At 73.0% G+C, this 25,278-nt stretch carries 24 protein-coding genes and 1 pseudogene; 14 read left to right on the top strand and 11 right to left on the bottom strand.

From position 1 onward, the window contains the following. Positions 1–97: 97 nt before the first annotated feature. The 5 genes from ABFY03_RS16930 to ABFY03_RS16910 all read left to right on the top strand — a co-directional run bounded on the left by ABFY03_RS16930 (position 98) and on the right by ABFY03_RS16910 (position 2,418). On the top strand, positions 98–670 hold the full coding sequence (locus ABFY03_RS16930) for a hypothetical protein (RefSeq protein ID WP_319009093.1): 573 nt from the start codon (positions 98–100) through the stop codon (positions 668–670). Between the two features lie 14 nt (positions 671–684). Beyond that, the gene (locus tag ABFY03_RS16925) at positions 685–861 is read left to right on the top strand and encodes a hypothetical protein (RefSeq protein ID WP_031006421.1); all 177 of its coding nucleotides are present in this window, start codon (positions 685–687) and stop codon (positions 859–861) included. Between the two features lie 120 nt (positions 862–981). Next, entirely contained in the window at positions 982–1,392 is a 411-nt protein-coding gene (locus ABFY03_RS16920) for a BlaI/MecI/CopY family transcriptional regulator (RefSeq protein ID WP_319008996.1), read from the top strand. 15 nt (positions 1,393–1,407) lie between these two features. After that, positions 1,408–1,917, top strand: a complete 510-nt coding sequence (locus tag ABFY03_RS16915; protein ID WP_031006417.1) for an amino-acid N-acetyltransferase — start codon at positions 1,408–1,410, stop codon at positions 1,915–1,917. 165 nt (positions 1,918–2,082) lie between these two features. Further along, complete coding sequence (locus ABFY03_RS16910; protein WP_031006415.1) at positions 2,083–2,418, top strand: histone-like nucleoid-structuring protein Lsr2; 336 nt, start codon at positions 2,083–2,085, stop codon at positions 2,416–2,418. On the opposite strand, the gene ABFY03_RS16905 is transcribed toward ABFY03_RS16910, so the two are convergent. After that, entirely contained in the window at positions 2,397–2,996 is a 600-nt protein-coding gene (locus tag ABFY03_RS16905) for an SCO3374 family protein (protein WP_346170252.1), read from the bottom strand. The two genes, ABFY03_RS16910 and ABFY03_RS16905, sit on opposite strands and share 22 nt — an antisense overlap. A gap of 473 nt (positions 2,997–3,469) precedes the next feature. Here ABFY03_RS16905 and ABFY03_RS16900 point away from each other — a divergent pair, with 473 nt between their 5' ends. The 3 genes and pseudogenes from ABFY03_RS16900 to ABFY03_RS16890 all read left to right on the top strand — a co-directional run bounded on the left by ABFY03_RS16900 (position 3,470) and on the right by ABFY03_RS16890 (position 7,826). After that, entirely contained in the window at positions 3,470–5,989 is a 2,520-nt protein-coding gene (locus ABFY03_RS16900) for an ATP-dependent Clp protease ATP-binding subunit (RefSeq protein WP_319008994.1), read from the top strand. A gap of 241 nt (positions 5,990–6,230) precedes the next feature. Further along, positions 6,231–6,317 (top strand): annotated as a pseudogene (locus ABFY03_RS16895) (transglutaminase); the annotation flags it as partial. An 810-nt stretch (positions 6,318–7,127) separates the two neighbouring features. After that, the gene (locus ABFY03_RS16890; protein WP_319008993.1) at positions 7,128–7,826 is read left to right on the top strand and encodes a M23 family metallopeptidase; all 699 of its coding nucleotides are present in this window, start codon (positions 7,128–7,130) and stop codon (positions 7,824–7,826) included. Between the two features lie 12 nt (positions 7,827–7,838). Here the strand turns inward: ABFY03_RS16890 and ABFY03_RS16885 are convergent, their stop codons facing one another. Next, positions 7,839–8,396, bottom strand: coding sequence for a TetR/AcrR family transcriptional regulator (locus ABFY03_RS16885; RefSeq protein WP_346170251.1), 558 nt, complete (start codon positions 8,394–8,396; stop codon positions 7,839–7,841). Positions 8,397–8,500: 104 nt separating this feature from the next. Between ABFY03_RS16885 and ABFY03_RS16880 the strand changes: the two genes are divergently transcribed. Further along, a complete protein-coding gene (locus ABFY03_RS16880; RefSeq protein ID WP_319008991.1) occupies positions 8,501–10,078 on the top strand; it encodes an MDR family MFS transporter in 1,578 nt (525 codons plus the stop codon). A 71-nt stretch (positions 10,079–10,149) separates the two neighbouring features. On the opposite strand, the gene cseC is transcribed toward ABFY03_RS16880, so the two are convergent. From cseC to ABFY03_RS16850, 6 genes are all read right to left on the bottom strand, one after another. Beyond that, positions 10,150–11,466, bottom strand: coding sequence for a two-component system sensor histidine kinase CseC (cseC, locus tag ABFY03_RS16875; protein ID WP_319008990.1), 1,317 nt, complete (start codon positions 11,464–11,466; stop codon positions 10,150–10,152). 3 nt (positions 11,467–11,469) lie between these two features. Further along, complete coding sequence (cseB, locus tag ABFY03_RS16870; RefSeq protein WP_319008989.1) at positions 11,470–12,180, bottom strand: two-component system response regulator CseB; 711 nt, start codon at positions 12,178–12,180, stop codon at positions 11,470–11,472. A gap of 61 nt (positions 12,181–12,241) precedes the next feature. Continuing rightward, on the bottom strand, positions 12,242–12,997 hold the full coding sequence (locus ABFY03_RS16865) for a hypothetical protein (protein WP_386723692.1): 756 nt from the start codon (positions 12,995–12,997) through the stop codon (positions 12,242–12,244). 86 nt (positions 12,998–13,083) lie between these two features. Next, entirely contained in the window at positions 13,084–13,680 is a 597-nt protein-coding gene (locus tag ABFY03_RS16860) for a SigE family RNA polymerase sigma factor (RefSeq protein ID WP_319008987.1), read from the bottom strand. A gap of 138 nt (positions 13,681–13,818) precedes the next feature. Beyond that, complete coding sequence (locus ABFY03_RS16855; protein WP_319008986.1) at positions 13,819–14,757, bottom strand: HhH-GPD family protein; 939 nt, start codon at positions 14,755–14,757, stop codon at positions 13,819–13,821. A 33-nt stretch (positions 14,758–14,790) separates the two neighbouring features. Beyond that, positions 14,791–15,468, bottom strand: coding sequence for a phosphatase PAP2 family protein (locus tag ABFY03_RS16850; RefSeq protein WP_319008985.1), 678 nt, complete (start codon positions 15,466–15,468; stop codon positions 14,791–14,793). Between the two features lie 215 nt (positions 15,469–15,683). Between ABFY03_RS16850 and ABFY03_RS16845 the strand changes: the two genes are divergently transcribed. Further along, on the top strand, positions 15,684–16,565 hold the full coding sequence (locus tag ABFY03_RS16845; protein WP_319008984.1) for a hypothetical protein: 882 nt from the start codon (positions 15,684–15,686) through the stop codon (positions 16,563–16,565). Between the two features lie 242 nt (positions 16,566–16,807). On the opposite strand, the gene disA is transcribed toward ABFY03_RS16845, so the two are convergent. Both disA and radA read right to left on the bottom strand, forming a co-directional pair. Continuing rightward, positions 16,808–17,932: a DNA integrity scanning diadenylate cyclase DisA gene (gene disA, locus ABFY03_RS16840; RefSeq protein WP_030497825.1), complete on the bottom strand. Its 1,125-nt coding sequence runs from the start codon at positions 17,930–17,932 to the stop codon at positions 16,808–16,810. A 267-nt stretch (positions 17,933–18,199) separates the two neighbouring features. After that, positions 18,200–19,606, bottom strand: a complete 1,407-nt coding sequence (gene radA, locus ABFY03_RS16835; protein ID WP_319008983.1) for a DNA repair protein RadA — start codon at positions 19,604–19,606, stop codon at positions 18,200–18,202. A gap of 206 nt (positions 19,607–19,812) precedes the next feature. Between radA and ABFY03_RS16830 the strand changes: the two genes are divergently transcribed. Next, the gene (locus tag ABFY03_RS16830; RefSeq protein ID WP_346170250.1) at positions 19,813–21,633 is read left to right on the top strand and encodes a BACON domain-containing protein; all 1,821 of its coding nucleotides are present in this window, start codon (positions 19,813–19,815) and stop codon (positions 21,631–21,633) included. 45 nt (positions 21,634–21,678) lie between these two features. On the opposite strand, the gene ABFY03_RS16825 is transcribed toward ABFY03_RS16830, so the two are convergent. Further along, positions 21,679–22,485: a DUF3109 family protein gene (locus tag ABFY03_RS16825; protein ID WP_319009092.1), complete on the bottom strand. Its 807-nt coding sequence runs from the start codon at positions 22,483–22,485 to the stop codon at positions 21,679–21,681. 149 nt (positions 22,486–22,634) lie between these two features. Here ABFY03_RS16825 and ABFY03_RS16820 point away from each other — a divergent pair, with 149 nt between their 5' ends. The 3 genes from ABFY03_RS16820 (at position 22,635) to ABFY03_RS16810 (ending at position 25,122) form a co-directional block, all read left to right on the top strand. Then, a complete protein-coding gene (locus tag ABFY03_RS16820; RefSeq protein WP_319008981.1) occupies positions 22,635–23,579 on the top strand; it encodes a Ppx/GppA family phosphatase in 945 nt (314 codons plus the stop codon). A gap of 107 nt (positions 23,580–23,686) precedes the next feature. After that, complete coding sequence (locus tag ABFY03_RS16815; RefSeq protein ID WP_319008980.1) at positions 23,687–24,511, top strand: sugar phosphate isomerase/epimerase family protein; 825 nt, start codon at positions 23,687–23,689, stop codon at positions 24,509–24,511. Beyond that, positions 24,508–25,122 carry a TetR/AcrR family transcriptional regulator gene (locus ABFY03_RS16810; protein WP_319008979.1) on the top strand — a complete coding sequence of 205 codons (615 nt, stop codon included), beginning with the start codon at positions 24,508–24,510 and terminating at the stop codon, positions 25,120–25,122. The genes ABFY03_RS16815 and ABFY03_RS16810 overlap by 4 nt, the downstream gene beginning before the upstream one ends. Positions 25,123–25,278 lie beyond the last annotated feature (156 nt).

Raw genomic sequence — 25,278 nt, 5'->3', positions numbered from 1 at the left:
CGTCCGGTACCGACGCGCCGGATGATCGCTAAGGGAAATTTGTCCGATTAGCGCGTATCGTCGCCCCATGCCCACGCCATACGGATCCCGCGGCGGCATGGCGTTCAGCGCGGACGAGCTGCGTGTGCTCCGACGCGCCCTCGCCAACGCCCTCCACCCCGCCCCCCTCCCGGACGAGGACGTCCGCGACGCCCTCCGCCTGGCCGCTTCCGTGGACGAGGCCGTGCGCGAGGCCGGGCGGCTGCGCGCCTTCCTCCTCGACGACCTCGCCCGCTACCGCGAGGCCCTCCCCGGCTCGCTCCCCGGCTACCTGGGCCTCCTGGAGGACGCCCTGGCCGACGGGTACGACCCCGCCGCCGACGACCTCGCCGCCCTGCGCGCCCTGCGCGGCAACCCGGCCGCCGCCCGGCTGCTGGCCCGCTGCCAGGTCCTCGCCGAGCGTTCGGTCCGGGCCCGCCTCGCCCGGGTCTCCCAGGCCACCGCGAGCGCCCCGGCCGTCTCCCGGGCCCGGCTGCTCGCCCTGCCCGGCGGGCGCGCCGCCGAGGAGCCCCGGCCCAAGCCGCCGACGCCGACCCCGGCCGAGCGTCCGGTGCCCAAGCCCTCCGAGGTCTTCCCGCCACGCCGGCGCCCGGTGCCTCCGCCCCCGCCCGAGGAACGGGTCGCGGGCTAGCTAGGCTGGTCGCCATGGACTACGTATCCGCGCTTCTGCCCCCCGTCGTGATGGCCGCGTTCTTCATCGCCCTGATCGTCGTGATCGTCAAGACCCAGGGCGGCCCGAACAAGGCCAAGGAGGACGCCGCCGTCGACGCCGCGCTCGCCCGCGCGGAGTCCGCCCGCCAGGCGGACGGCACCGACGCGTAGCAACCGCGGACCCCGAGGGGGCGCACGACCGTCTGCGGTCGGCGCCCCTTTTGTCATCTTCTGGCATCACTTCGCCCATCAATGGGCGTTATTTCCGGTTTCTCGCACTAGGCTGAGTCCGTGCCCCGCCCCCTGGGAGAACTCGAAGACGCCGTCATGACGCGCGTCTGGCAATGGAACCGCCCGGTGACCGTCCGGGAAGTCCTGGAAGACCTCCAGCAGGAACGCTCCATCGCCTACACGACCGTCATGACCGTCATGGACAATCTTCATCAGAAGGGCTGGGTGCGCAGGGAAGTCGAAGGCCGCGCCTATCGATATACGGCGGTCTCCACCCGCGCCGCCTACTCGGCCGCACTCATGAACGAAGCCTGGGCGCAGAGCGACAACCCCGCGGCCGCCCTGGTCGCCTTCTTCGGGATGATGTCCCCGGAACAGCGCGAGTCCCTGAACGACGCCATCCGCATCGTGCAGCGCGACAACCCCCTTCCCGCGCCCGAGGAGGGCGGCGGGGAGGCGGCGGCCTCCTAGCGGTACCGTCCCCCCATGTCGAAAGCCGTCACCGTACGCCGTGCCCGCACCTCCGACGTCGCCGCCGTGCGACGCCTGGTCGATCCGTACGCGCGCCGAGGCATCCTCCTCGACAAGGCGACGGTGACGTTTTACGAGGCCATCCAGGAGTTCTGGGTCGCGGAACGCGACGAGGACGCCGAGGTCGTCGGAGTCGGCGCCCTGCACGTCATGTGGGAAGACCTCGCGGAAGTCCGCACGCTCGCCGTCGATCCCGAGTTCAAGGGCGCCGGCATCGGTCATCAGCTGCTCACCAAGTTGTTGCAGACCGCGCGCTGGCTCGGGGTGCGCAGGGTTTTCTGCCTCACCTTCGAAGTCGACTTCTTCGCGAAGCACGGCTTCGTCGAGATCGGCGAGACCCCGGTCGACGGAGATGTCTACGCAGAGCTCCTCCGTTCCTATGACGAGGGCGTCGCCGAGTTCCTCGGTCTCGAACGAGTGAAGCCGAACACCTTGGGCAACAGCCGGATGCTTCTGCACCTGTGACCGGAAGCCCGGCGGAAGCCGGACGGAACCCCTGGCGGAACCCTATGTCCGAATCGCGCACGTTTCCCGCGTTGCCGGGCTTCTGAACCTCTGCCAGGGGTTTGTGTTTTTCCGGGAAAAGCGGTTTCCTTTCCGCGTACTGCATTTTCGATGAAAGGAAATCCGGTGGCACAGAAGGTTCAGGTCCTTCTTGTCGACGACCTCGACGGCGTCGAGGCGGACGAGACCGTGACGTTCGCGCTGGACGGCAAGACCTACGAGATCGACCTCACCACCGCCAACGCGGAAAAGCTCCGTGGCCTGCTCGAGCCGTACACCACGAACGGGCGTCGCACCGGCGGCCGCACCACCACGGGCCGCGGCAAGGGCCGCGTCGCCGCCTCCGGCAGCCAGGACACGGCGAAGATCCGCGCGTGGGCCAAGGAGAACGGCATGGAGGTCAACGACCGCGGCCGCGTCCCCGCCCACGTCAAGGCGGCCTACGAGGACGCGAACCGCTGAGGCGTCGTCCCCCGCTGAGCAGCCGGCCCACCGGCCCGGGCGTTCAGCAGTCGCAGCCGATGGCACTCCACCGCGGCCGCGGCGACCAGGCGCGTCAGGCACGGGGCCTCCGCACGGCCCCACGGCCCGGACCTCGGCGCCGGCAGCGAGGACTCCACCTCGCGCCCCGGCTCGGGGGCCCGCAGCCACACGGCGGCGCCCGGCGCGCCGGAGCCACCCCGCCCAGGAGGCAGGGGAGCGGTGATCCGGCCGTCGGCGCCCAGCGCCGCGAGATCCAGTGAGATCCCGCCCCACTCCAGCCATTCCAGCAGGCCGGGAAGGTCCTCCGAGGCCCCCGCGGCCACCAGGAACCGCATCCGGCGCCCCATCAGCGCCACCGGACCGGTCGCGGCGCCCACCCGGCGCAGCACCCCCCGGCCGGCCGCCGCGGGCAGCTCCAGCACGTCGAAGCGGAGCCCCGTCACCAGCTGCACCGGCGGTCCCGGCACCGTCGCCCAGCCGAGCTCCCGCTCGTACCAGAGCGCGAGCGCCCGTCCGCCGTCGAGCGGCGAGCGGGGAAGCGGGACGGTGAAGGCCATGCCCGGGGAACTCCGGGGGAGCCCGGTTGGTTACGGGCCCGGGCGGCACCGGTGACGTAACGTTCCGGTCCGGGGACCCGAGGTGTCCGGTAATGGGGCGTACGAGTGCATTCGACGACGCAACTGTGTTCGCTGGTAGCGGAGGGACCCCGGGTGCGCCGCATGGAGTGTCGGACCCTACGGGTAAGACATTCCTAGTGGAGAGGGGTGACTCGTACGGCCGGGCCGTCTCACGTTCGCCATCGGCGTACTCAAGGCGGGGGTAACTACTTGGCCTGCGGGAACATCGTCTCGCACCATCGAGTTGGAGCATTTGTCGGCTGTTCGGCAGCGGGACACCCCAGCGACAAGGGGGTGATCCGGACGGATGTCGGCAGTTGGAATGAGCGGTCCCCGCTTGCGGGACTAAGCTGCGGAAGGACAGGGAGGGGATCGACCCCTAACTGACTGACCGCTCTGAGGAGCGATTAACGATGTTCGAGAGGTTCACCGACCGCGCGCGGCGGGTTGTCGTCCTGGCTCAGGAAGAAGCCCGGATGCTCAACCACAACTACATCGGCACCGAGCACATCCTTCTGGGCCTTATCCACGAGGGTGAGGGTGTCGCCGCTAAGGCCCTGGAGAGCCTCGGGATTTCGCTCGAGGCGGTCCGCCAGCAGGTGGAGGAGATCATCGGCCAGGGCCAGCAGGCCCCGTCCGGGCACATCCCCTTCACCCCTCGTGCCAAGAAGGTCCTGGAGCTGTCGCTCCGCGAGGCCCTCCAGCTCGGCCACAACTACATCGGCACCGAGCACATCCTGCTCGGCCTGATCCGCGAGGGCGAGGGCGTCGCCGCCCAGGTCCTCGTGAAGCTGGGCGCCGACCTCAACCGGGTGCGGCAGCAGGTCATCCAGCTGCTCTCCGGCTACCAGGGCAAGGAAGCCGCCACCGCCGGCGGTCCTGCCGAGGGCACCCCCTCGACGTCCCTGGTCCTCGACCAGTTCGGCCGCAACCTCACCCAGGCGGCCCGCGAGTCCAAGCTCGACCCGGTCATCGGGCGCGAGAAGGAGATCGAGCGGGTCATGCAGGTGCTGTCCCGCCGCACCAAGAACAACCCGGTCCTCATCGGCGAGCCCGGCGTCGGCAAGACCGCCGTCGTCGAGGGCCTGGCGCAGGCCATCGTCAAGGGCGAGGTGCCCGAGACCCTCAAGGACAAGCACCTCTACACCCTGGACCTCGGCGCGCTGGTCGCCGGCTCCCGCTACCGCGGTGACTTCGAGGAGCGCCTGAAGAAGGTCCTCAAGGAGATCCGCACCCGCGGCGACATCATCCTGTTCATCGACGAGCTTCACACCCTGGTGGGTGCGGGCGCCGCCGAGGGCGCGATCGACGCCGCCAGCATCCTCAAGCCGATGCTGGCCCGCGGTGAGCTCCAGACCATCGGTGCCACCACGCTCGACGAGTACCGCAAGTACCTGGAGAAGGACGCCGCGCTGGAGCGCCGCTTCCAGCCCATCCAGGTCGCCGAGCCGTCGCTGCCGCACACCATCGAGATCCTCAAGGGTCTGCGCGACCGGTACGAGGCGCACCACCGCGTCTCCATCACCGACGAGGCCCTCGTCCAGGCCGCGACCCTGGCCGACCGGTACATCTCGGACCGCTTCCTCCCGGACAAGGCGATCGACCTGATCGACGAGGCCGGCTCCCGGATGCGCATCCGCCGGATGACCGCGCCGCCGGACCTCCGCGAGTTCGACGAGAAGATCGCCGGCGTCCGCCGCGACAAGGAGTCCGCGATCGACTCGCAGGACTTCGAGAAGGCCGCGTCCCTGCGCGACAAGGAGAAGCAGCTCCTCGCCGCGAAGGCCAAGCGGGAGAAGGAGTGGAAGGCCGGCGACATGGACGTCGTCGCCGAGGTCGACGGCGATCTGATCGCCGAGGTCCTCGCGACCGCCACCGGCATCCCGGTCTTCAAGCTGACCGAGGAGGAGTCCTCGCGTCTGCTCCGCATGGAGGACGAGCTCCACAAGCGCGTCATCGGCCAGAAGGACGCCGTCATCGGCCTCTCGCGCGCCATCCGGCGTACGCGGGCCGGCCTGAAGGACCCGAAGCGTCCCGGCGGCTCGTTCATCTTCGCCGGTCCGTCCGGTGTCGGTAAGACCGAGCTTTCCAAGGCGCTCGCCGAATTCCTCTTCGGCGACGAGGACGCGATGATCTCCCTCGACATGTCGGAGTTCAGCGAGAAGCACACGGTTTCCCGCCTCTTCGGTTCGCCGCCCGGATACGTCGGCTACGAAGAGGGCGGCCAGCTCACCGAGAAGGTGCGCCGCAAGCCGTTCTCCGTCGTCCTCTTCGACGAGGTCGAGAAGGCCCACCCCGATATCTTCAATTCCCTGCTCCAGATCCTGGAGGACGGTCGCCTGACCGACTCCCAGGGCCGGGTCGTGGACTTCAAGAACACGGTCATCATCATGACGACCAACCTCGGGACCAGGGACATCTCGAAGGGCTTCAACCTGGGCTTCGCCGCCCAGGGCGACACGAAGTCCAACTACGAGCGGATGAAGGCGAAGGTCAGCGAGGAGCTGAAGCAGCACTTCCGCCCCGAGTTCCTCAACCGTGTGGACGACGTCATCGTCTTCCCGCAGCTGACCCAGGACGACATCCTCCAGATCGTCGACCTGATGATCGGCCGCGTGGACGAGCGCCTGAAGGACCGGGACATGGGCATCGAGCTCTCCCAGTCCGCCAAGGAGCTCCTGGCGAAGAAGGGCTACGACCCGGTCCTGGGTGCCCGCCCGCTCCGCCGGACGATCCAGCGCGAGATCGAGGACACGCTGTCCGAGAAGATCCTCTTCGGCGACCTCCGTCCCGGCCACATCGTGGTCGTGGACACCGAGGGCGAGGGCGAGGAGCGGAAGTTCACCTTCCGCGGCGAGGAGAAGTCGGCGCTGCCGGACGCTCCGCCGGTCGCGGCGGGCGACTCGGGCCCGAACCTCTCCAAGGACGCGTGACGCACGCGCTGAGCGTGTAGCAGCCTCAAGGGGCGGCCCCGGAACCAGACGGTTCCGGGGCCGCCCCTTTTCCGTCGTCCGGCCCGGAACGCCGCCGGCCGGGCGCCCCGCTCACGCGCGCCCTCGGGACGACCGCAGGCCCGGGAGCCCGGCCTGCTGAGGCCCCGGCCCGGAACGGCCCCCGGCAGGCCCCCTCGCGGCGCCGAGCGCCCTCGGGGCGGGGCCCGAGGCGCCGTCGCGCCCGGTTCTCTACGCCGAACCCCACCCCGTGGTCCTCCGGGCCCTGCGCGCCGCCCCCGACCGGCCGCACCTCTGGCGGACGCTCCCCCCCCCCGGAACTGTGAGCCCGGGCGGCCCCTGGCCGGGCCTCGGGACGGCGTCGGCGCGCCCTCCCTGGCGGCCAGGGCCCTCCGGCCGTGACTCTCGGGGCGTTCCCAGACGGTCCGGACCCGCAAGGCGGCTCGGCGCCGCGGCCGCCGCGGGCGGGCTGCGAGCGCCCTCGGGGCGGCCCCGAGGTGCCTTCTGAGCGGGTTCCAGGCGCCCTGCGGTCCCGACAAGGCGCCCTCCGGGCGTCTTCCGGACGGCCTGGCCCTGCCACCCGGGCCCCTCGGGGAAGCCCGGTCCCCGCGCGGGCCGGCCCAGGGAATCTCCGGGCGCCCCGGGCGCCCCTTCGGCGTCCCTCCAGACGCCCCCGCCGCGCCCTCCCGACGGGCTTCCCAGGGTTCCGGTTGCGTGACCCAGGTCGCAATGGCAGGGGGTGGGCGGTGACAAGGCGCACAGGGGTTTTGGAGGGTACTAGACGGGATCGTAGCGCCGATAAGGGGTGAATCGGGACGTTCATGCGTCAACTACCAGGACCTAGGTCCCGAGTGGGCCGAATCGGGCGCGGCGTCCTCTTTCGGGGCTTTCCCGGCCCCGGTGGCGTGCGGTTAAGCCCGGAAGGTTGGGTTGGTATGTCCGATTTCGCGGACGGTCTCCGTAGGTGTCAAGGGCCGTATTCCTGCGGAGATCGCTACGACCTGGTGTCGTAGATGGGGTGTTTTGGGATGACCTGGGTGCCGGGTTACCAAGGAACAGCCAGCCCGGCGCAACGCACCGATCGCGTCGGGTCCCGTTCTGTCCGGAGGTCTTCCCCCGTATGTCGAAGCGCGTCATGAACCCCGCCGTCCGAACCACCGCCGTCGCCCTCGCCACCGCGGGTCTGGGAGCTTCGCTGGTGGCCGGAGCCGGGTCCGCCTTCGCCGCCGAGAGCAAGGCCGCCCCGGTCGCCGGTACCGCGGCCGCCGCCGTCGAGGCGCAGGCCGTCACCCAGGCCAAGGTCGCCGCCCAGGCGAAGGCCGCCAAGGCCGCCAAGGCCGCTCAGGTGAAGGCCGCGGCCGCCAAGGCCGCCGCCAAGCCCGCTGCCGCGAAGAAGGCCAAGGGCTGGGTCAAGCCGGTCACCTCGTACACCCTCACCGCCAGCTACAACCAGGGCGGCGCCATGTGGTCCCACAAGCACTCCGGCCAGGACTTCGCCGTCCCGGTCGGCACCACGGTCAAGGCCGCGGGCCCGGGCACCGTCGTGAAGGCCGGCCCGAACGGCGGCGGCGACGGCCCCGCGTACGGCAACGCCATCGTGGTGAAGCACGCCAACGGCACGTACTCGCAGTACGCCCACCTGTCGAAGATCAAGGTCCACATCGGCCAGAAGGTCGCCGCCGGCCAGAAGATCGCCCTCTCGGGCAACACCGGAAACTCCTCCGGCCCGCACCTGCACTTCGAGATCCGTACGACCCCGAACTACGGCTCCGCCGTCAACCCGGCCGCCTTCCTGCGGACCCACGGCGTGACCATCTGACGCTGACGCGTGTCAGGCCCGGTGGGCCTGCTCGATCAGATCGAGGGCGACTTCGAGGACGGCTTCCCGCTTCTCCTCGGGGTCGTCCTCGTCCGTGTTCTGCAGGAAGAACGTGCCCGCGTGCAGGGTGAAGATCGAGCTCATGGCGCGGACCCGGTCCTTCAGGGGCGCCTCGGGCTCCTGCACGTACTCGTAGAGCGCGAGCAGCCGCTCCTTGAAGGTGAGGCCGATGCTGAGCTCGCGCACGGTCGCCTGGTTCTCGTGCATGAAGCGGAACAGCGGGGCCGCGGCGAGCAGGCAGACCTGGTAGCGGCGCAGGATCTCCCGCTTGGTCTCCAGGGTGCGCGGCTGCTCGGAGGCCCAGGCGAGCAGCTCGTCCATCGGGCGCGTCAGATCCTGAAAGATCCCGATGATGATGTCTTCCTTGGTCTTGAAGTGGTAGTACAGCGCGGCCTTGGTGACGTCGAGGCGTTCCGCGATCTCCCGCAGCGAGGTCTTCTCGTAGCCCTGCTCGGCGAAGAGTTCGAGAGCCACGTCCTGGATGCGCTGGCGGGTATTGCCTCGGGCCATGGCTGTTCACTCCCACTTTCCACAAAACTTACTTGACGACCGGCAAGTGATACGCCTACCGTCCCCAGTGTAGTAACTAGCCGGGCGGCAAGTAAGGGACGGCCATGACGGACACCGCACCACCGAAACAGGCGCAGGAGCAGCCGGAAGCGCAGCGCAGCGTGCGCGTGGTCCTCCTCGCCCTCATGATCGCGATGCTCCTCGCGATGCTGGACAACATGATCATCGGCACCGCGATGCCGACCATCGTCGGCGAGCTCGGCGGCCTGGAGCACCTCTCCTGGGTCGTCACCGCCTACACCCTGGCCACCGCCGCCTCCACGCCCATCTGGGGCAAGCTCGGCGACATGTACGGCCGCAAGGGCGTCTTCCTCACCTCGATCGTGATCTTCCTGATCGGTTCGGCGCTCAGCGGCATGGCCCAGGACATGGGCCAGCTCATCGCCTTCCGCACCGTGCAGGGCCTCGGCGCCGGCGGTCTCATGGTCGGTGTGATGGCGATCATCGGCGACCTGATCCCGCCCCGGGAGCGGGGCAAGTACCAGGGCATGATGGCCGGCGTGATGGCCCTCGCCATGATCGGCGGACCGCTGGTCGGCGGCACCATCACCGACCACTGGGGCTGGCGCTGGTCCTTCTACATCAACCTGCCGCTGGGCGCCGTCGCCCTCGCCATGGTCACCGCCGTCCTCCACCTGCCGAAGAAGCAGCGGGCGGCCGGCACCCGGATCGACTTCCTCGGCGCCGCGCTGCTGACCGTCGGCATCACCGCGATCGTCCTCGTCACCACCTGGGGCGGCACCGAGTACGCCTGGGGCTCGGCCACCATCGTCGGCCTCGCGGTCGCCGGCGCGGCCGCCCTCGCCGCCTTCCTGTATGTGGAGACCCGCGCGAGCGACCCGATCATGCCGCTGCACATCTTCCGCAGCCGCAACTTCACGCTCATGTCGCTGATCGGCTTCATCACCGGCTTCGTCATGTTCGGCGCGGTCCTCTACCTGCCGATCTTCCAGCAGTCCGTACAGGGCGCCTCGGCCACCAACTCCGGCCTGCTGCTCCTGCCGATGCTGCTGTCGATGATGGTCGTCTCGCTGGTCGTCGGCCGCGTCACCACCAGCACCGGCAAGTACAAGATCTTCCCGCTGGCGGGCGGCGCCCTGATGATCGTGGGCCTCTTCCTGCTCTCCACGATGGACACCGGCACGACCCGCCTGGTCTCGGGGCTCCACATGGCGCTGCTCGGCGCCGGCATGGGCTTCCTGATGCAGATCACCATGCTCGTCGCGCAGAACAGCGTCGAGATGAAGGACATGGGCGTGGCCTCCAGCTCCACCACCCTCTTCCGGACCCTCGGCTCCTCCTTCGGCGTCGCCATCATGGGCGCGCTCTTCACCAGCCGGGTCCAGGACGAGATGGCCGCCCGCGGCGGCTCCGGCCTCACCGAGCGGACCGCCCAGCTCGACGCCGCGAGCCTGGCCAAGCTGCCGGAGGCGCTGCGCGAGGCGTACCAGCACGCGGTCGCCGCCGGCACCCACTCCGCCTTCCTCGTCGGTTCGGCGGTCGCGGTGATCGGCTTCGTCCTCGCCTTCTTCGTCAAGGAGGTGGCGCTGCGCGGCGCCGGCCCCGCGACGCCGGAGAAGCCGGCGGACGAGGGCACGGCCAAGGTCGCCGAGACGGTCTGACGGCTGTCGCACGCGCGCGTGGGGCCGGGTTTCCGACGAAACCCGGCCCCACGCGCGTACCCCCGCCCCGGCTACTCCGGCAGCCGCAGGATCGGGAAGCTGCCCGTGTTCGTCGGCGCGTGGTCCGGCAGCCACAGCACCGCCACGGCCCCGCCGACCCCCTCGGGCGCCGCCTCGGAGGCCACGTTCCGGAAGGTCAGCCGGGCGCCCAGGACCCGCGCCTGGCCGGCCGCGATGGTCAGGCCCAGGCCGTGGCCCTGCCCCGCCCGGTCGCTCGTGCCGGTACGGAAGCGGCTCGGGCCCTCGCGGAGCAGCGCCTCGGGGAAGCCGGGGCCGTGGTCCCGTACGCGTACCACCCGGCCCTCGACGGTGACCTCCACCGGGCCCTTGCCGTGCTTGGCCGCGTTGGCCAGCAGATTGCCGAGGATCCGCTCCAGCCGGCGCGGGTCGGTCGACACCCAGGACTCGTGCACCACCCGGATCTCCGCGTCCGGGAACGTCGACCGCACCCGGCGCTCCACGAACTCCCCGAGCGCGATCTCCTGGAGCTCCGCCCGCTCCGAGGCGCCGTCGAGCCGCGCCACCTCCAGGACGTCCTCGACCAGCGTCCGCATCGCCTGCGCCCGGTCCCGCACCAGCTCGGTCGGTCGGCCGGGCGGCAGCAGCTCGGCCGCCGTCAGCAGCCCGGTCACCGGGGTGCGCAGCTCGTGCGCGATGTCGGCGGTGACCCGCCGCTCGGCCTCGATCCGCTCGTGGAGGGCGTCGGTGAGCGCGTCGATCGCCCACGCGAGGTCGTCGGTCTCGTCCCGTACGACTCCGCCGACGGCGTCCCGCACCCGGACGTCGCCATTGCCCTGGGCGACCTTCCCGGCCGCCGCCGCGGCCTTCCGCAGCCGCCGGGAGAGCTGCCCGCCGACCAGGATGCCGAGGGCGCAGCCGCCGAACACCACCGAGACCGAGCCGATGACCAGCGCCCGGTCGAGGTCCTTCATGATCGTGGCGCTGCGGTCGGCGAAGGGGATGTGCAGCGACAGCACGTCGCCGTTGGCCAGCGGAACCGCCGCCCACACGTCCGGCGGCCCGCCGTGCCGGTGCTCCTGCACGTACGTGCCCCGCCGCTGGTCGCGCATCAGCTGGTCGAGCTGGTCCGGCAGCGCCGGGTCGTTGAGCTTGGCGCCGAAGCGCGGCTCCTTCGGCTTGGAGGTCTCGTACAGGCGCTGGGCGAAGAGCAGCCGCTCCATCTGCACCTCGCGCGCGTTGTCCAGCATCGAGATGCGGGCGGCGTTGTGCACGACGACGCTCAGGGTGACCGCGATCAGCGCGCCGACCGCCGCGATGGCCAGGGCGATCTTCCAGCGGACGCCGGTGCGGAGCGGGAGCGCTCTCACCGATCAGCCCCTGAGCTTGTAGCCGAAGCCGCGGACCGTCTCGATCCGGTCCTGGCCGATCTTGGCCCGCAGCCGCTGCACGTGGACGTCGACGACCCGGGTGTCGCCGCCCCAGCCGTAGTCCCAGACCCGCTCCAGGAGCTTGTCCCGGGAGAGCACGGTGTTCGGCGCGGACGAGAACTCCAGGAGCAGCCGCATCTCGGTCGGCGTCAGCGCCACCGGCGCCCCGCCCCGCCGCACCTCCATGCCCTCGGTGTCGACCTCCAGGTCGCCGCCGCCGAAGACGAGCGGCCCGCCGTCGCCCGCGCGCTCCGCCGTCCCGTCGCCCGCCCCGCTGCCGGCCGCGTGGCCGAACCGGCGCAGCACGGCCCGGATGCGGGCCATCAGCACGGCGCCGTCGAAGGGCTTGGTGACGTAGTCGTCCGCCCCGGCCTCCAGGCCGAGGACGACGTCGATCGAGTCGGCGCGCGCCGACAGCATGATCACCGGGACGGTCGACTCGTCGCGGATGCGCCGGCAGAGGCTGACCCCGTCCATGCCGGGCAGCATCACGTCCAGCAGCGCGATGTCCGGGCGGTGGGCGCGGAAGGCGTCGAGCCCGGAGAGCCCGTCGGGCATGGCGGTGACGCGGAAGCCGTCCCGCTCCAGGGCGAGCTGGGTGGCCTCACGGATGACGTCGTCGTCCTCGACGAACAGGACATGGGTCTCGGCCATCGTGCGGGGGTCCTTCGGTGTGTGGTGGGGGGATGGGGGCTCGGCCGCCGGGACGGCGGGCTCAGCCGGCGGCGGACGGTTCCGGCGCCGGCTGGGGCGGCTCGGTGGCGCCGTCGCCCTCGCCCACGGCCCGGCTGTAGTCGTTGTGCACCCAGTCGTGCTGGGTGAACCTGTTCCCCGACCAGCGGTACGTGATGACGTCCTCGCCCGACGGGTAGGCGACCGGGTCGTCCTCCGCGTACACCTGCTTCGTCACGATCAGGTCGCCGCGGTCGATGGTGCTGTAGACCGCCGCGTCCTCGGCCATGAAGACGTTCTCGTAGCCCTCGGCGGTGGCCGAGTCCCGGTCGGTGCTCCCGCCCGGCTGCTTGCGGTAGACGTAGGTGCCGATGCCGACCGCGTCCCCGCAGGTCATGACGTTGACGACGACGTCGGGCGCGGTGCCGTTCGTGAGGTTGCCGTACGAGGTGTCCACCGGGTACGCGTCGGCCACGCACGGCTTCAGGTCGGCCTTCACCCGCGCGCCGATCTTCGGGTCGCCCTTGAGCAGCGCGATCGGGTCCACCCGCTCGGCCTCCTTCGCCGAGCCCGAGGCCGCGGCGGGCGGGGTGGGGGCGGCGGCGGCCGTCGCGTCGGCGCGCGCCGCGCCCTCGTCGCGCGAACCCGTGCCGCCGGTCGAGCACGCGGCCACGAACAGGCCGAGGGCGGCGAGTCCGGCCACCGCCGTGACACCCGCCGCCTTCGTGCCGGACCCGCGGGGCGAACCGCCCCCGGTCCCGGCTCCCGCCCCGACGCCTCCTCGGGCCGTGCCGCCGATCCGGTCGCCGGCTCTTCCGCCGGCAGCTCCGCCGGCTCTTCCGCCCGTTCTGCCGTCGCCGACTTCGCCGTCGCCGTCGCCGTCGTCTAGGCCGCGCACCGCTCGCGCCCTCCCTCGTCACCTCGCACGCCGGCCGCCGCCGGCCGCTGCCCTCCGGTCCGCTCCACGGGCCGCCCCAGGGCGAGGGCGTTCAGGTCCCGGCTCTCCAGCTCCTGGCGGAGCCGGGCGAGCGCGCGGTGGAGCGTCGACTTCACGGTACCCGTCGACATGCCCAGCGCCGCCGCGGTCTCCTCCGTGCTCATCTGCTCCCAGTGCCGCAGCACCACGACGCTGCGCTGCTTGGGCGCCAGCACCCGCAGGATGTCCATCAGCAGCGCCCGGTCGGCGTGCTGCTCGGTCGGGTCCTCCACGCTCGCGTCCGGGAGCTGCTCGGTGGGCACCTCCTCGAGACGGCGCGCCCGCCACCACTCCGTGCGGGTGTTGATCATGACCCGCCGCAGGTAGGCGTCGGCCAGCGACTTGTCCGCGATCCCGTCCCACCGGCCGTACGTCCGGACCAGGGCGGTCTGGAGGAGGTCCTGCGCGTCGACCGGGTCCGGGACGAGCCGGCGGGCGCTGCGCAGCAGCGCGTCCTGCCGTGTGCGGACGTACTCCTCGAAGTCGAGCACCTCGCCCTGGCTCATCCCAGCCGCCTCCACATCCCCGTGACCTGCTTGTTCTCCGTGTCGACGACGACGCTACGGAGCGGTTGTCACGGGGGTGTGCGGGGCAGCCGTCGGTGGACGCACGGCTACCCATCGGTTGTGTAACAGCCGGGGCGCTCAGGTCAGGGGCAGCCGGTACCGCCCGCCGTCCAGCGGCTCCACCAGCCCGTCCGAGACCAGACCGTCCAGGGCCCGGCCGCGCTGGACGGGCTCGTCCCAGACGGCGTCCAGCGCGGACTGGGGGACGGGGCCGGGGGCGTCGCGGAGGACGGCGAGGAGCCGGCCGCGGACCTGGCGGTCGGTGCCGGCGTAGGTCTGGCCGCGCCGGGGCGGGCCGTCATGGGCGGGCTTGCCCGACCGCAGCCAGGCGCAGCGGTCGGCGATGGGGCAGCGGCCGCAGTCCTCGTTCTTCGCCGTGCACACCAGCGCGCCCAGCTCCATCGAGGCGGCGGCCCAGCGGGCCGCGGTGCCCTCGTCGTCGGGGAGCAGCGCGCGGGCGAGGCGCCGCTCGGCGGCGGTGGTGGCGTTCGGCGGGTACTGGACGCCGCTCGCCGCGCGGGCGAAGACCCGGCGCACGTTGGTGTCGAGCACGGCGTGCCGCTGGCCGTACGCGAAGGAGGCGACGGCCGCGGCGGTGTACTCGCCGATGCCGGGGAGGGCGAGCAGCTGCGCGTGGTCGCTCGGCACGTCGCCGCGGTGCCGGTCCCTTATCGCGACGGCCGCCGCGTGCAGCCGCAGGGCGCGGCGCGGGTAGCCGAGCCGGCCCCAGGCACGGACGGCCTCGCCGGGCGGCTCGGCGGCCAGGTCGGCCGGGCGGGGCCAGCGCGCGAGCCACTGCTCGTACACCGGCAGCACCCGGACGACGGGGGTCTGCTGGAGCATGAACTCGCTGACCATGACGCCCCAGGCACCGGCCTCGGGGTGGCGCCAGGGCAGGTCGCGGGCGTGCCGGTCGAACCAGGCGAGGACCGGCCCGTGGAGTGCGGCCGGGTCGACGGCGGACGGGGCCGCACCGGTGGGGACGGACAGGGAGGCGGGGGCATCGATGGAAGTCATGGCACCCCCGATCCTGGCACGTCCGGGGAGCGATCAGTACGCGCCGTGGCGGGCCCGCGAACGGCGCTCGGGGCGCGCGGAGGCGTGCGCCGGGGTCGCGGGCCCCCGCCCCGCGCACCACACGACCGCCGCGCTCCGGCTGGACCGGGCCGTCTCCACCAGTGCCGCCACCGGCCGGCGCGCGGCCCGCATGACGAGGAAGGCGACGAGGCCGCCGAGGAGCAGGCCGGCGGTGACGTCGTGCGGGTAGTGGACGCCGACGAAGACGCGGGAGAAGGCCATGAGGATCGCCATGGGCACGGTCAGCCAGACGATCCCGCGCCAGGAGAGGGCGAGCGCGACGGCGGCGGCGCCGGCGATGGCGGAGTGGTTGCTGGGGAAGGACCAGTCGCCGTAGGCGGGGCAGTCGATGAGCGCGGCGGGCGCCCCGGCGACGGCCCGGCACGGCCGCTCCTCGTCGATCAGCGACTTCAGGCCCTCGCTCACCACGTAACCGAAGGCGGTGGCGAGGGGGGCGAGGAGCGCGAGGGTCATCGCCTGGCTCGATCCGGTCCGCGAGCGCCACCACCCGGCCAGGAACAGCGCGCCGAAGAGCAGCAGTCCGAGCTCCGTCCAGACTTCGGCGAGCCACTGGAACCAGTGCGGTGTGGTGTGCGCGAAGTCGAGGATGTCGAGATAGAGCCGGTCGGAGAGGTCGAGGAGGTTGTCCATGGTGCATGACGCTAACCGGAATCCGGACCGTCGTGCCCCGGGCCAAGGAACGAGACGACCCCTGACGAAAGTGGGGGAGGGGCGGACGGAGGGGCGATTTCCGGCCGCGGCGGGGAGAGTTCCCGTCTCCGGAGGATGTGATCATCGGCAAAACTTGGGCTCTAGGGCGGCGGGTGGGGCGGGAGTTGGGCCGGATCTCTCGTAAGGTTCGGGGCGTGGGATCTTTGCGCAATCCGGTCGGGCCGCTTCCCTCCACCATCTACTGGCGACGGAGGGCGGTCGCGCTGTGCCTGATCGCACTGCTCGCCCTGCTCACGCTATGGGCCGTCACCTCCGGTGACGGGGGCGGGAAGAAGTCGAACGACGCCGCCAACGGCTCGGCCCCCGCGCCTTCCATCACCCCCGGCCCCGCCGGAACCGGACCGGCCATCAGCCAACAGCCGGGCGGCCGCGACGAGTCGGGCGACTCCGGCGGCGCGGGCGACACCGGCGACGCCGGTGCGGGCGACGGCGCGGGTTCCGGCTCCGACGGCGGCTCCGGTTCCGGTACGGACGCGGGTGCGGGCTCCGGCGAGGGCGACGGCTCCGGTTCGGCCGGTTCCGGTACGCCGGGCAAGAACGGCGACACCGACGGCGCGGGCGGCGACGGCGGCGCCGGGGCGGGTGCCGGACAGCGCGTGCCGGCCGGTTCGCCGCTCCCGAACTGCCCCTCGGGCTCCCTGGAGTTGACGCTGCGCAGCGCCAAGCTCACGTACGAGCCCGGCGAGAAGCCGCGCTTCCACCTCGTGGTCAAGAACACCTCGGACGCCGACTGCAAGGCCGATCTCGGCCCCCGCGCCGCGGTGCTGAAGATCAGCGACCCGAGGAACGAGCGGCTGTGGGCCTCCGACGACTGCCCGCGCCCCGGCGACCCGGTGCTGCTGAAGGTGCCCGCGGGCGCCACGATCACCCACACCGTGGAGTGGGACCTGCGCCGCAGCGCCCCGCAGTGCGCCACCGCCCCCGCGGGCGAGGCCGGTCCGGGCAACTACCTGGTCGAGGCGACCGTGCCGGGGGAGAAGACGGTCGCGGCGCCGTTCGCCCTCGCCAAGGACTGAGCGGCGCCCGGGGACCGTCGCCGGGCGCTCTGCCCGGTCGTCGTCCGTCGGACGCGGGCCGTCAGACGTACGGTCGTCGGTCGTCGGACGCGGTGCGTCCGTCGGGCGTGGTCCGTCAGCCGTACGGTCGTCGGACGCGGTCCGTCCGTCGGGCGTGGTCCGTCAGGCGTTCAGACGTGGCCCGTCGGTCGGGCGTGGGCCGTCAGACGTTCAGACGTGGCCCGTCCGTCGGGCGTGGGCCGTCAGACGTACCGCTCCAGGATCGACGACTCCGCCAGCCGCGACAGGCCCTCGCGGACGCTGCGCGCCCGGGCCTCGCCGACGCCGTCGACGGTCTGGAGGTCGTCGACGCTCGCCGCGAGCAGCTTCTGCAGCCCGCCGAAGTGCTCCACCAGGCGCTCGATGATGGCGCCGGGCAGCCGCGGCACCTTGGCCAGCAGCCGGTAGCCGCGCGGCGAGACCGCCGAGTCCAGGGTCTCGGGGGAGCCGCTGTAGCCGAGGGCCCGCGCGACGACGGGGAGTTCGAGGAGCTCGGTGTGGGAGAGCGCGTCCAGCTCGGTCAGCGCCTCCGCGACCGTGCGGGAACGCTTCGCCGTCGGCTCCGGCACGTAGTCACGGATCACCAGCTCGCGCTCCGGCTCCACGCCCGCGATGAGCTCGTCGAGCTGGAGCGAGAGCAGCCGCCCGTCCGTGCCGAGCTCGACCACGTACTCCGCGATCTCGGTGGCGATCCGGCGGACCATCTCCAGGCGCTGGGCGACGGCGGTGACGTCCCGGACGGTCACCAGGTCCTCGATCTCCAGCGCGGAGAGCGTGCCGGCCACCTCGTCGAGGCGGAGCTTGTACCGCTCCAGCGTCGCGAGCGCCTGGTTGGCCCGGGACAGGATCGCGGCCGACTCCTCCAGGACCCGCCGCTCGCCGTTCACGTACAGCGCGATCAGGCGCATCGACTGCGAGACGGAGACGACGGGGAAGTTGCACTGCTTGGAGACCCGGTCCGCGGTGCGGTGGCGGGTGCCGGTCTCCTCGGTGGGGATGGAGGCGTCCGGGACCAGCTGCACGCCGGCCCGGTGAATCTTGGTGATGTCCTTGTCGAGGACGAGCGCCCCGTCGAGCTTGCACAGCTCGCGCAGGCGCGTCGCGGCGAACTCGACGTCGATGACGAAGCCGCCGGTGCACATCGAGTCGACCGTCTTGTCCATGCCTAGGACGATCAGACCACCGGTGTTCCCGCGGAGGATCCGCTCCAGGCCGTCGCGCAGGGCGGTGCCGGGCGCGACCGCGCTCAGCGCCGCGCGCATCAGCGCTTCGTTGCCGGAGCCCGCGCCGGACTTTCCAGGAGCTGCTGCCCCGTCCTTGGCTGCCACTGCACTCCTCCGGCTCGTACGGATGGGCGAGACCAGGGCAAAGTCTAGCGACACCACCCCGCCGCCCTGGGCCGCACGCCGGTCCGGGGTGCTCCGGGCGGGCACCCGCCGGGGCGGCCCGGTCGCGATCCGCCCTACCCGCCCGGCCGCGCGCCTACCCCTCCGCGACCCCACCGGAGTACCCGGGCGCCGCCCCGGAGGCCCTGACGGCGCCCGCCCGGAGCGCCCTCACCGCGCCCGCCCGGGGCGCCGCCGGGGGCTCCGCCGTCAGCCCCCGGACTCCTCCGTGCGCCGGGCCGCGCGGCGGCCGGCCGGCAGGACCCGCAGGGCGTCCCCCATGTCCGCGACCTCCGTCACCTTCATGCCGGGCGGCACCTTCCCCGGGTCGCCGGGGACCAGCGCGTGGGTGAAGCCGAGCCGGTGCGCCTCCGCGAGGCGGCGCTGGACGCCGGTGACCCGCCGCACCTCGCCCGCGAGGCCGACCTCGCCGATCGCGACCAGGTTCTTCGGCAGCGGGGTGTCGCTGGCGGCGGAGGCCAGGGCGAGCGCGATCGCCAGGTCGGCGGCCGGCTCGGAGAGCTTCACCCCGCCCACGGTGGCGCTGTAGATGTCCCGCTTGCCCAGTGCGCTGATCCGCCCGCGCTGCTCCAGGACCGCGAGCATCATCGAGACCCGGGAGGTCTCCAGGCCCGAGGTGGTCCGGCGCGGGGAGGGGATCTGGGAGTCCACGGTGAGCGCCTGCACCTCGGCCACCAGCGGCCGCCGGCCCTCCAGGGTCACCGTCAGGCAGGTGCCGGGCACGGCCACGTCCCGGCGGGTCAGGAACAGCCCGGACGGGTCGGCGAGGCCGGTGATCCCCTCGTCGTGGAGCTCGAAGCAGCCCACCTCGTCCGTCGCCCCGTACCGGTTCTTCACGCCCCGGACCAGCCGCAGGCGCGCGTGCCGGTCGCCCTCGAAGTGGAGGACGACGTCGACCAGGTGCTCCAGGAGCCGGGGACCGGCGATCGCCCCGTCCTTCGTCACGTGGCCGACGAGGAGCGTGGACATCCCGCGCTCCTTGGAGGCCCGGATCAGCGCGCCCGCGACCTCGCGGACCTGCGCCATGCCGCCGGGGGCGCCGTCGATCTCCGGCGAGGCGACCGTCTGCACCGAGTCCAGGATCAGCAGCGAGGGCTTGACCTCGTCCAGGTGGCCGAGGACCGCGGAGAGGTCGGTCTCGGCCGCCAGGTACAGGTGGTCGCTGAGCGCGTTGATCCGGTCCGCGCGGAGCCGGACCTGGCTCGCCGACTCCTCGCCCGTCACGTACAGCGTGCGGTGCGCGTCGCTCGCCGCCTTCGCCGCCACGTCGAGCAGCAGCGTGGACTTGCCGACGCCGGGCTCGCCCGCGAGCAGCACGACGGCGCCGGGCACCAGACCGCCGCCGAGGACCCGGTCCAGCTCGTCGACCCCGGTCGTGCGGGCGGTCGCCTGCCGGCCGTCGACCTGGGCGATGGGGAGCGCGGCGGTGGAGACCCGGCCGGCGGCGGTGGTCCGGACGGCGGGCGCGCCGTACTCCTCGACCGTGCCCCACGCCTGGCATTCGGGGCATCGACCGAGCCACTTGGCCGTCTGCCAGCCGCATTCGGTGCAGCGGTAGGACGGACGGTCCTTGGTGGATTTCGTACGGGCAGCCATGCCCCACACCGTAGCCGCCGCCACCGACAGCGGACCGCCGCCCGCTTCCGGCCTGTGGACGGACGGGGCGCGACCTGTGGACAGTCCGCCGCCATGGCAGCGGAACACCTCGCTCCTGTCCCCTTTCGAGTGATGGCTTCACCCGTAAGGCTGAGAACAGCGGATCCGGTATGAAGAGTGCCCCCCTCCGCGCCTACGGTCGCCCAGTGACGAGCAGCAGGCTGGACTCCTCCCGCACCCCGGGCGCCCACCGGGCGCGCCGCGGCCCGCAGCAGGGACCGCGCACGCTCGGCCAGCGACCCCCCGCCCGCTACGAGGCCGCCCTCGACGGGCTCTTCACGTACTGCCTCTCGGTCCTCTGCGACCACGACACGGCCACCGCCGTCCTCGGCGACGTCCTCGCCGCCGCCGAGCGCCACCACGGCCGCTGCCCCTCCGACGCGGAGGGCCGCACCGCCTGGCTGTACGCGCTGGCCCGCTGGGCCTGTCTGCGCAGCCTCGGCGAGCAGCGCCGCCGGCGCCAGGGCGCGCACACCGGCCGTCCGGCCGTCACCCCGCCCGCCCCGCCGCCCGTCTCCGCCGAGACCGCCGAGCGGCGCCGCGCGGAGCTGGCCACGCTGGCCTGGCCCGAGGCCGCCGGCACCACCCCGGAGCAGCGCGAGGCGCTCGAACTGGCCGTCCGGCACGGGCTGAGCCCGCGCCAGGTCGCCGCCGTCCTCGCCCTCGACCCGTCGGCCGCCCGCGAACTGCTCGCCACCGCCGCCTGCGAGGTCGAGCGCACCCGCGCCGCGCTCGCCGTGGTCTCCACCGGCAGCTGCCCCACCGTCGCCCGGCTCCTCACCGGCGACCGGCAGCTGATCCTCTCGGCGGCGCTGCGCGCCGAACTCGTCCGGCACGTGGACGACTGCCCGGTCTGCCGCCGCACCGCCGAGCGGGTCGGCGCCACCGCCCCCTGGCCGGGCGGCGGGGCGCGCGCCGTCCAGGACCGGCTGCCGCTCGTCGAGGCGCCCCGGGCCGCCGCCTACATGGCGATGCTGCACGTGCCGCGCGCGCGTGCCGGTGCCCCCCGGTTCGCCCCGACCGGCTTCCCGATCGACCCGAAGGACCTCGTCGCCCGCCGGGACCGGATGCGGGCCCGCGCGGTCACCACCACCGTGGTCGCCGCCCCGGTGCTCGCCCTGTGGACCTCGTACCGGGGCGTCCCCGCCGGCGCCGAGGCGGGCCGGGACGGAGCCCGGGTCAGCGCCGGCGAGCGCGGGGACGGGACGGAGGAGGGGCGCCCGTACGACCGGTACGAGAACGCCGGCAACGCCCGTGCGACCCCCGACCCCCGTGCCACCCAGGGCAGCCGTTCCCCCGACGTCTCCGTCGAGGTCGTCACCCCGGCCCGGTCCGCCGGACCGGTCGCCCCCGCGCGGCCCGGAGACCCGGTGCCGGGCTGGATCGGCGTCACCGCGCGCTGCCTCGGCGACGTCACCCTCATCACGCTCACCGGCGAGGGCGGCACCCCGGTCGACTGGTCGCTGTGGACGGACGGGCCCTGGCTGTACGTGAGCCAGGCGTCCGGCACCCTCCGCCCCGGCGAGACCGTCACCGTCGCCGTCCGCGTCGACCGGGCCCGTGAACCGCGCGGTCCCTGGAGCGCCCGGATCGGCGTCGATCCCACCGGCGCGGTGCTGCGGATCAGCGGCCGGGGACCGGCCGCCCCGATCGACGACCGGGTGATCCCGCTCCCGCCGGTCACCACGGAGCCCACCACCCCGCCGACCGGGCCACCGCCCACCGGCGGGCCGGTCGACCCGGGCCCGACCGGCCCCACGGAGCCCACCGAGCCGACGTCGCCCCCGCCGACGACGGAGCCGCCCACCACGCCGCCGCCGACCACGGAACCCACCACCCCGCCCCCGACGACCGAACCACCGACGACGGAGCCGCCCACCACGCCGCCGCCCACGACGGAGCCGACGACCGCGCCCCCGACGGCCGAGCCGACGACGGACGCGCCGCCTCCGCAGCCCTCCTCCTGAAAGGAGGAGGCAGGGCCTCGCTGAAAGGAGGAGGCAGGGCCTCGGCTACCGCTTCGGGTCGGCCGGGTGCGGTGCCACCATCGGCAGCGCCGAGGCGAGCCGCGCCTCGCAGAGCCCGACCAGCACGTCGTACGCGTCCTTGCCCATCATCTCGATCAGCTCCGGCCGGTACGAGACGTAGACCGGCTCCCCGCCGCCGTGCGCCGAGGTCGCCGAGGTGCACCACCAGTGCAGGTCGTGACCGCCCGGGCCCCAGCCCCGCCGGTCGTACTCGCCGATGGACACCTGGAGCACGCGCGTGTCGTCGGGCCGGTCGATCCAGTCGTACGTCCGGCGCACCGGCAGCTGCCAGCACACGTCCGGCTTCGTCTCCAGCGGCTCCCGGCCCTCCTTCAGGGCCAGGATGTGCAGCGAGCAGCCGGCGCCGCCCGGGAAGCCCGGCCGGTTCTGGAAGATGCAGGAGCCCTTCCAGCGGCGGGTCTGCCGGTCGCCGTCCTCGTCGACCTGCGTCCACCCCGTCTCGCTGCCGACGTCGTGGAACTGCCACAGCTCCGGCGTCAGCTTCGCCACGTGCTCCGCGACCCGCTTCTCGTCGTCCTCGTCGGAGAAGTGGGCGCCCAGCGTGCAGCAGCCGTCCGCCGCCCGGCCCGCCTGGATGCCCTGGCAGCCGCTGCCGAAGACACAGGTCCAGCGCGAGGTCAGCCAGGTCAGGTCGCAGCGGAAGACCTGTTCCTCGTCGGCCGGATCCGCGAACTCCACCCACGCGCGCGGGAAGTCGAGCCCCTGTTCGTCCGGCTCCGCGCCCTTGCGCTGTTTCGTCACGCCCTTGACGGGCGGCTTCGCGCCCTCCACGTCGCGCGCGTACTTCACGTCCCGCACGTCGTGCGCGGCCCCGCCGCGCGCGGCACCGTCGCCGGAGGCGCTGTCTTTGCCCGGCTTCGCCTTTTTCGTCTTTGGCACAACGCCAAGCGTATGCGGGCGGGAGCAGTAGCGTTTCCGCCATGAGACTCGGAGTCCTCGACGTCGGTTCGAACACTGTGCACCTGCTCGTGGTGGACGCCCACCCCGGCGCACGCCCGCTGCCCGCCCACTCCCACAAGGCGGAGCTGCGGCTCGCCGAGCTCCTCGACCCGCGCGGCGCCATCGCGCCCGGCGGCGTCGAGCGGCTGATCGGGACCGTCCTGGCGGCGCTCCAGGCCGCCGAGGACAAGGGCTGCGAGGAGGTCCTGCCCTTCGCGACCTCCGCCGTCCGCGAGGCCACCAACGCCGACGAGGTCCTCGCACGGGTCAAGGACGAGACCGGCGTGGACCTGCAGGTCCTCACCGGCGAGGAGGAGGCCCGGCTCACCTTCCTCGCCGCCCGCCGCTGGTTCGGCTGGTCCGCCGGCAAGCTGCTCCTCCTCGACATCGGCGGCGGCTCCCTGGAGGTCGCCTACGGCATCGACGAGGACCCCGACGCCGCCGTCTCCCTGCCGCTCGGCGCGGGCCGCCTCACCGCCGGCTGGCTGCCCGGCGACCCGCCCGACACGGAGGACGTGAAGGCGCTGCGCCGCCACGTCCGCGCCCAGATCGCCCGGACCGTCGGCGAGTTCAGCCGCTTCGGCAAGCCCGACCACGTCGTCGCCACCTCCAAGACCTTCAAGCAGCTCGCCCGGATCGCCGGCGCGCCCGGCTCCAGCGAGGGGCTGTACGTGGAGCGGCTGCTGACCCGCGCCTCCCTGGAGGAGTGGGTGCCGCGGCTCGCCGGGATGACCGGCGGCGAGCGCGCCGCCCTGCCCGGTGTCTCCGAGGGCCGCGCCGCCCAGCTGCTCGCCGGCGCCCTGGTCGCCGAGGGCGCCATGGACCTGCTCGGCGTGGAGCAGCTGGAGATCTGCCCCTGGGCCCTGCGCGAGGGCGTCATCCTGCGCCGCCTCGACCACCTCCCCGAGGTCCTGCCCGTCGTCTGACCGGCTCCCGGTCGCCGCACGCGCGCGTACGGGGGCCGTACCGGCGGCGTGCGGAGGTGACCGGAACCACCCTCCCGCGCCCAGGTGCGCCCCGTACCCTGTCTGTCGTGGCAGAACCAGCGGTGCGCGTCCCGGATGCGAAGGTCGCCCTGTCGACGGCCTCGGTCTATCCGGAGTCGACGGCGACGGCCTTCGAGGTCGCCGCACGCCTCGGTTACGACGGCGTCGAGGTCATGGTGTGGACCGACCCGGTCAGCCAGGACATCGAGGCGCTGCGCCGGCTCTCGGACTACCACCAGGTGCCGATCCTCGCCGTCCACGCGCCCTGCCTCCTCATCACCCAGCGCGTCTGGTCCACCGATCCGTGGGTCAAGCTCCAGCGCGCCCAGGCGGCCGCCGAGAAGCTCGGCGCGTCCACGGTCGTCGTCCACCCGCCGTTCCGCTGGCAGCGCCAGTACGCCCGCGACTTCGTCACCGGCATCTGGCGGATGGCGGACGAGACCGACGTCCGCTTCGCCGTGGAGAACATGTACCCGTGGCGGTACCGGGACCGCGAGATGCTCGCGTACGCCCCCGAGTGGGACGTCACCAAGGACGACTACCGGCACTTCACGATCGACCTCTCGCACACCGCGACCGCCCGCACCGACACCCTGGCGATGATCGACCGCATGGGCGACCGGCTCGGCCACGTCCACCTCGCCGACGGGCGCGGCTCCGCCAAGGACGAGCACCTGGTGCCGGGCCGCGGCACCCAGCCCTGCGCCGAGCTGCTGGAGCGGCTGGCCGTCTCCGGCTTCGACGGGCACGTCGTCATCGAGGTCAACACCCGGCGCGCGATGTCTGCCGCCGAACGGGAGGCCGACCTCGCCGAGGCGCTCGCCTTCACCCGGCTCCACCTCGCCTCGGCGGCCCGGGGCACGCGCGCGTGAGCGAGGCGTCCCCCCGGCGCCGCGGGCGTCCCGCGCGCGGCGCGGCCGACGACAGCGGCCCCGGCGCGCGCGAGCGCATCCTGGAGGCGGCGCGGACGCAGTTCGCGGAGCGGGGCTACGACAAGACCTCGGTCCGCGGCATCGCCAAGGCCGCCGGGGTGGACCCGGCGCTGGTGCACCACTACTTCGGGACCAAGGACGAGGTCTTCGCGGCGGCGATCGAGGTCTCCTTCGAGCCGGCGCTGGTCGTCCCGGCCATCATCGGCGGCCCGCGCGAGGCGGTCGGCGAGCGGCTGGCCCGCTTCTTCATCGGGGTCTGGGAGAACCCGGTGTCCCGGGCCCCGCTGCTCGCGATCATCCGCTCGGCGGTCACGCACGAGGCGGCGGCCACGGTGCTGCGGAGCTTCGTGCTGCGCCGGCTCCTGGAGCGGATCGCCGCCGACCTCGCCGTACCGGACCCCGAGTTCCGGGCCGAGCTGGCGGCCTCCCACATGATCGGGATCGTGATCCTGCGGTACGTGATCCGGGTCGAGCCGCTGGCCTCCGCGGACCCGGAGCGGATCGTGGCCGAGGTGGCCCCGACGCTCCAGCGGTACCTGACCGAAGCCTGACCGATCCGGGTCGCATCCTGGCCGACCCCGGCCGAAGCCCGACCGTTCTCGACGCTTCGACCCTGACCGGCCCCTGACCGATCCCTGAAATCCCGTCCCGTATTCCGGACGTCCTGTCCAGATCTTGGAGCGTCGGCGTACGCTCGACACAAGCAC

The organism is Streptomyces roseofulvus (genome assembly GCF_039534915.1).
Classification (GTDB): domain Bacteria; phylum Actinomycetota; class Actinomycetes; order Streptomycetales; family Streptomycetaceae; genus Streptomyces; species Streptomyces roseofulvus.
Note: the sequence above shows the minus strand (reverse complement) of the source record. Positions and strands in the feature narration are given on the sequence as shown.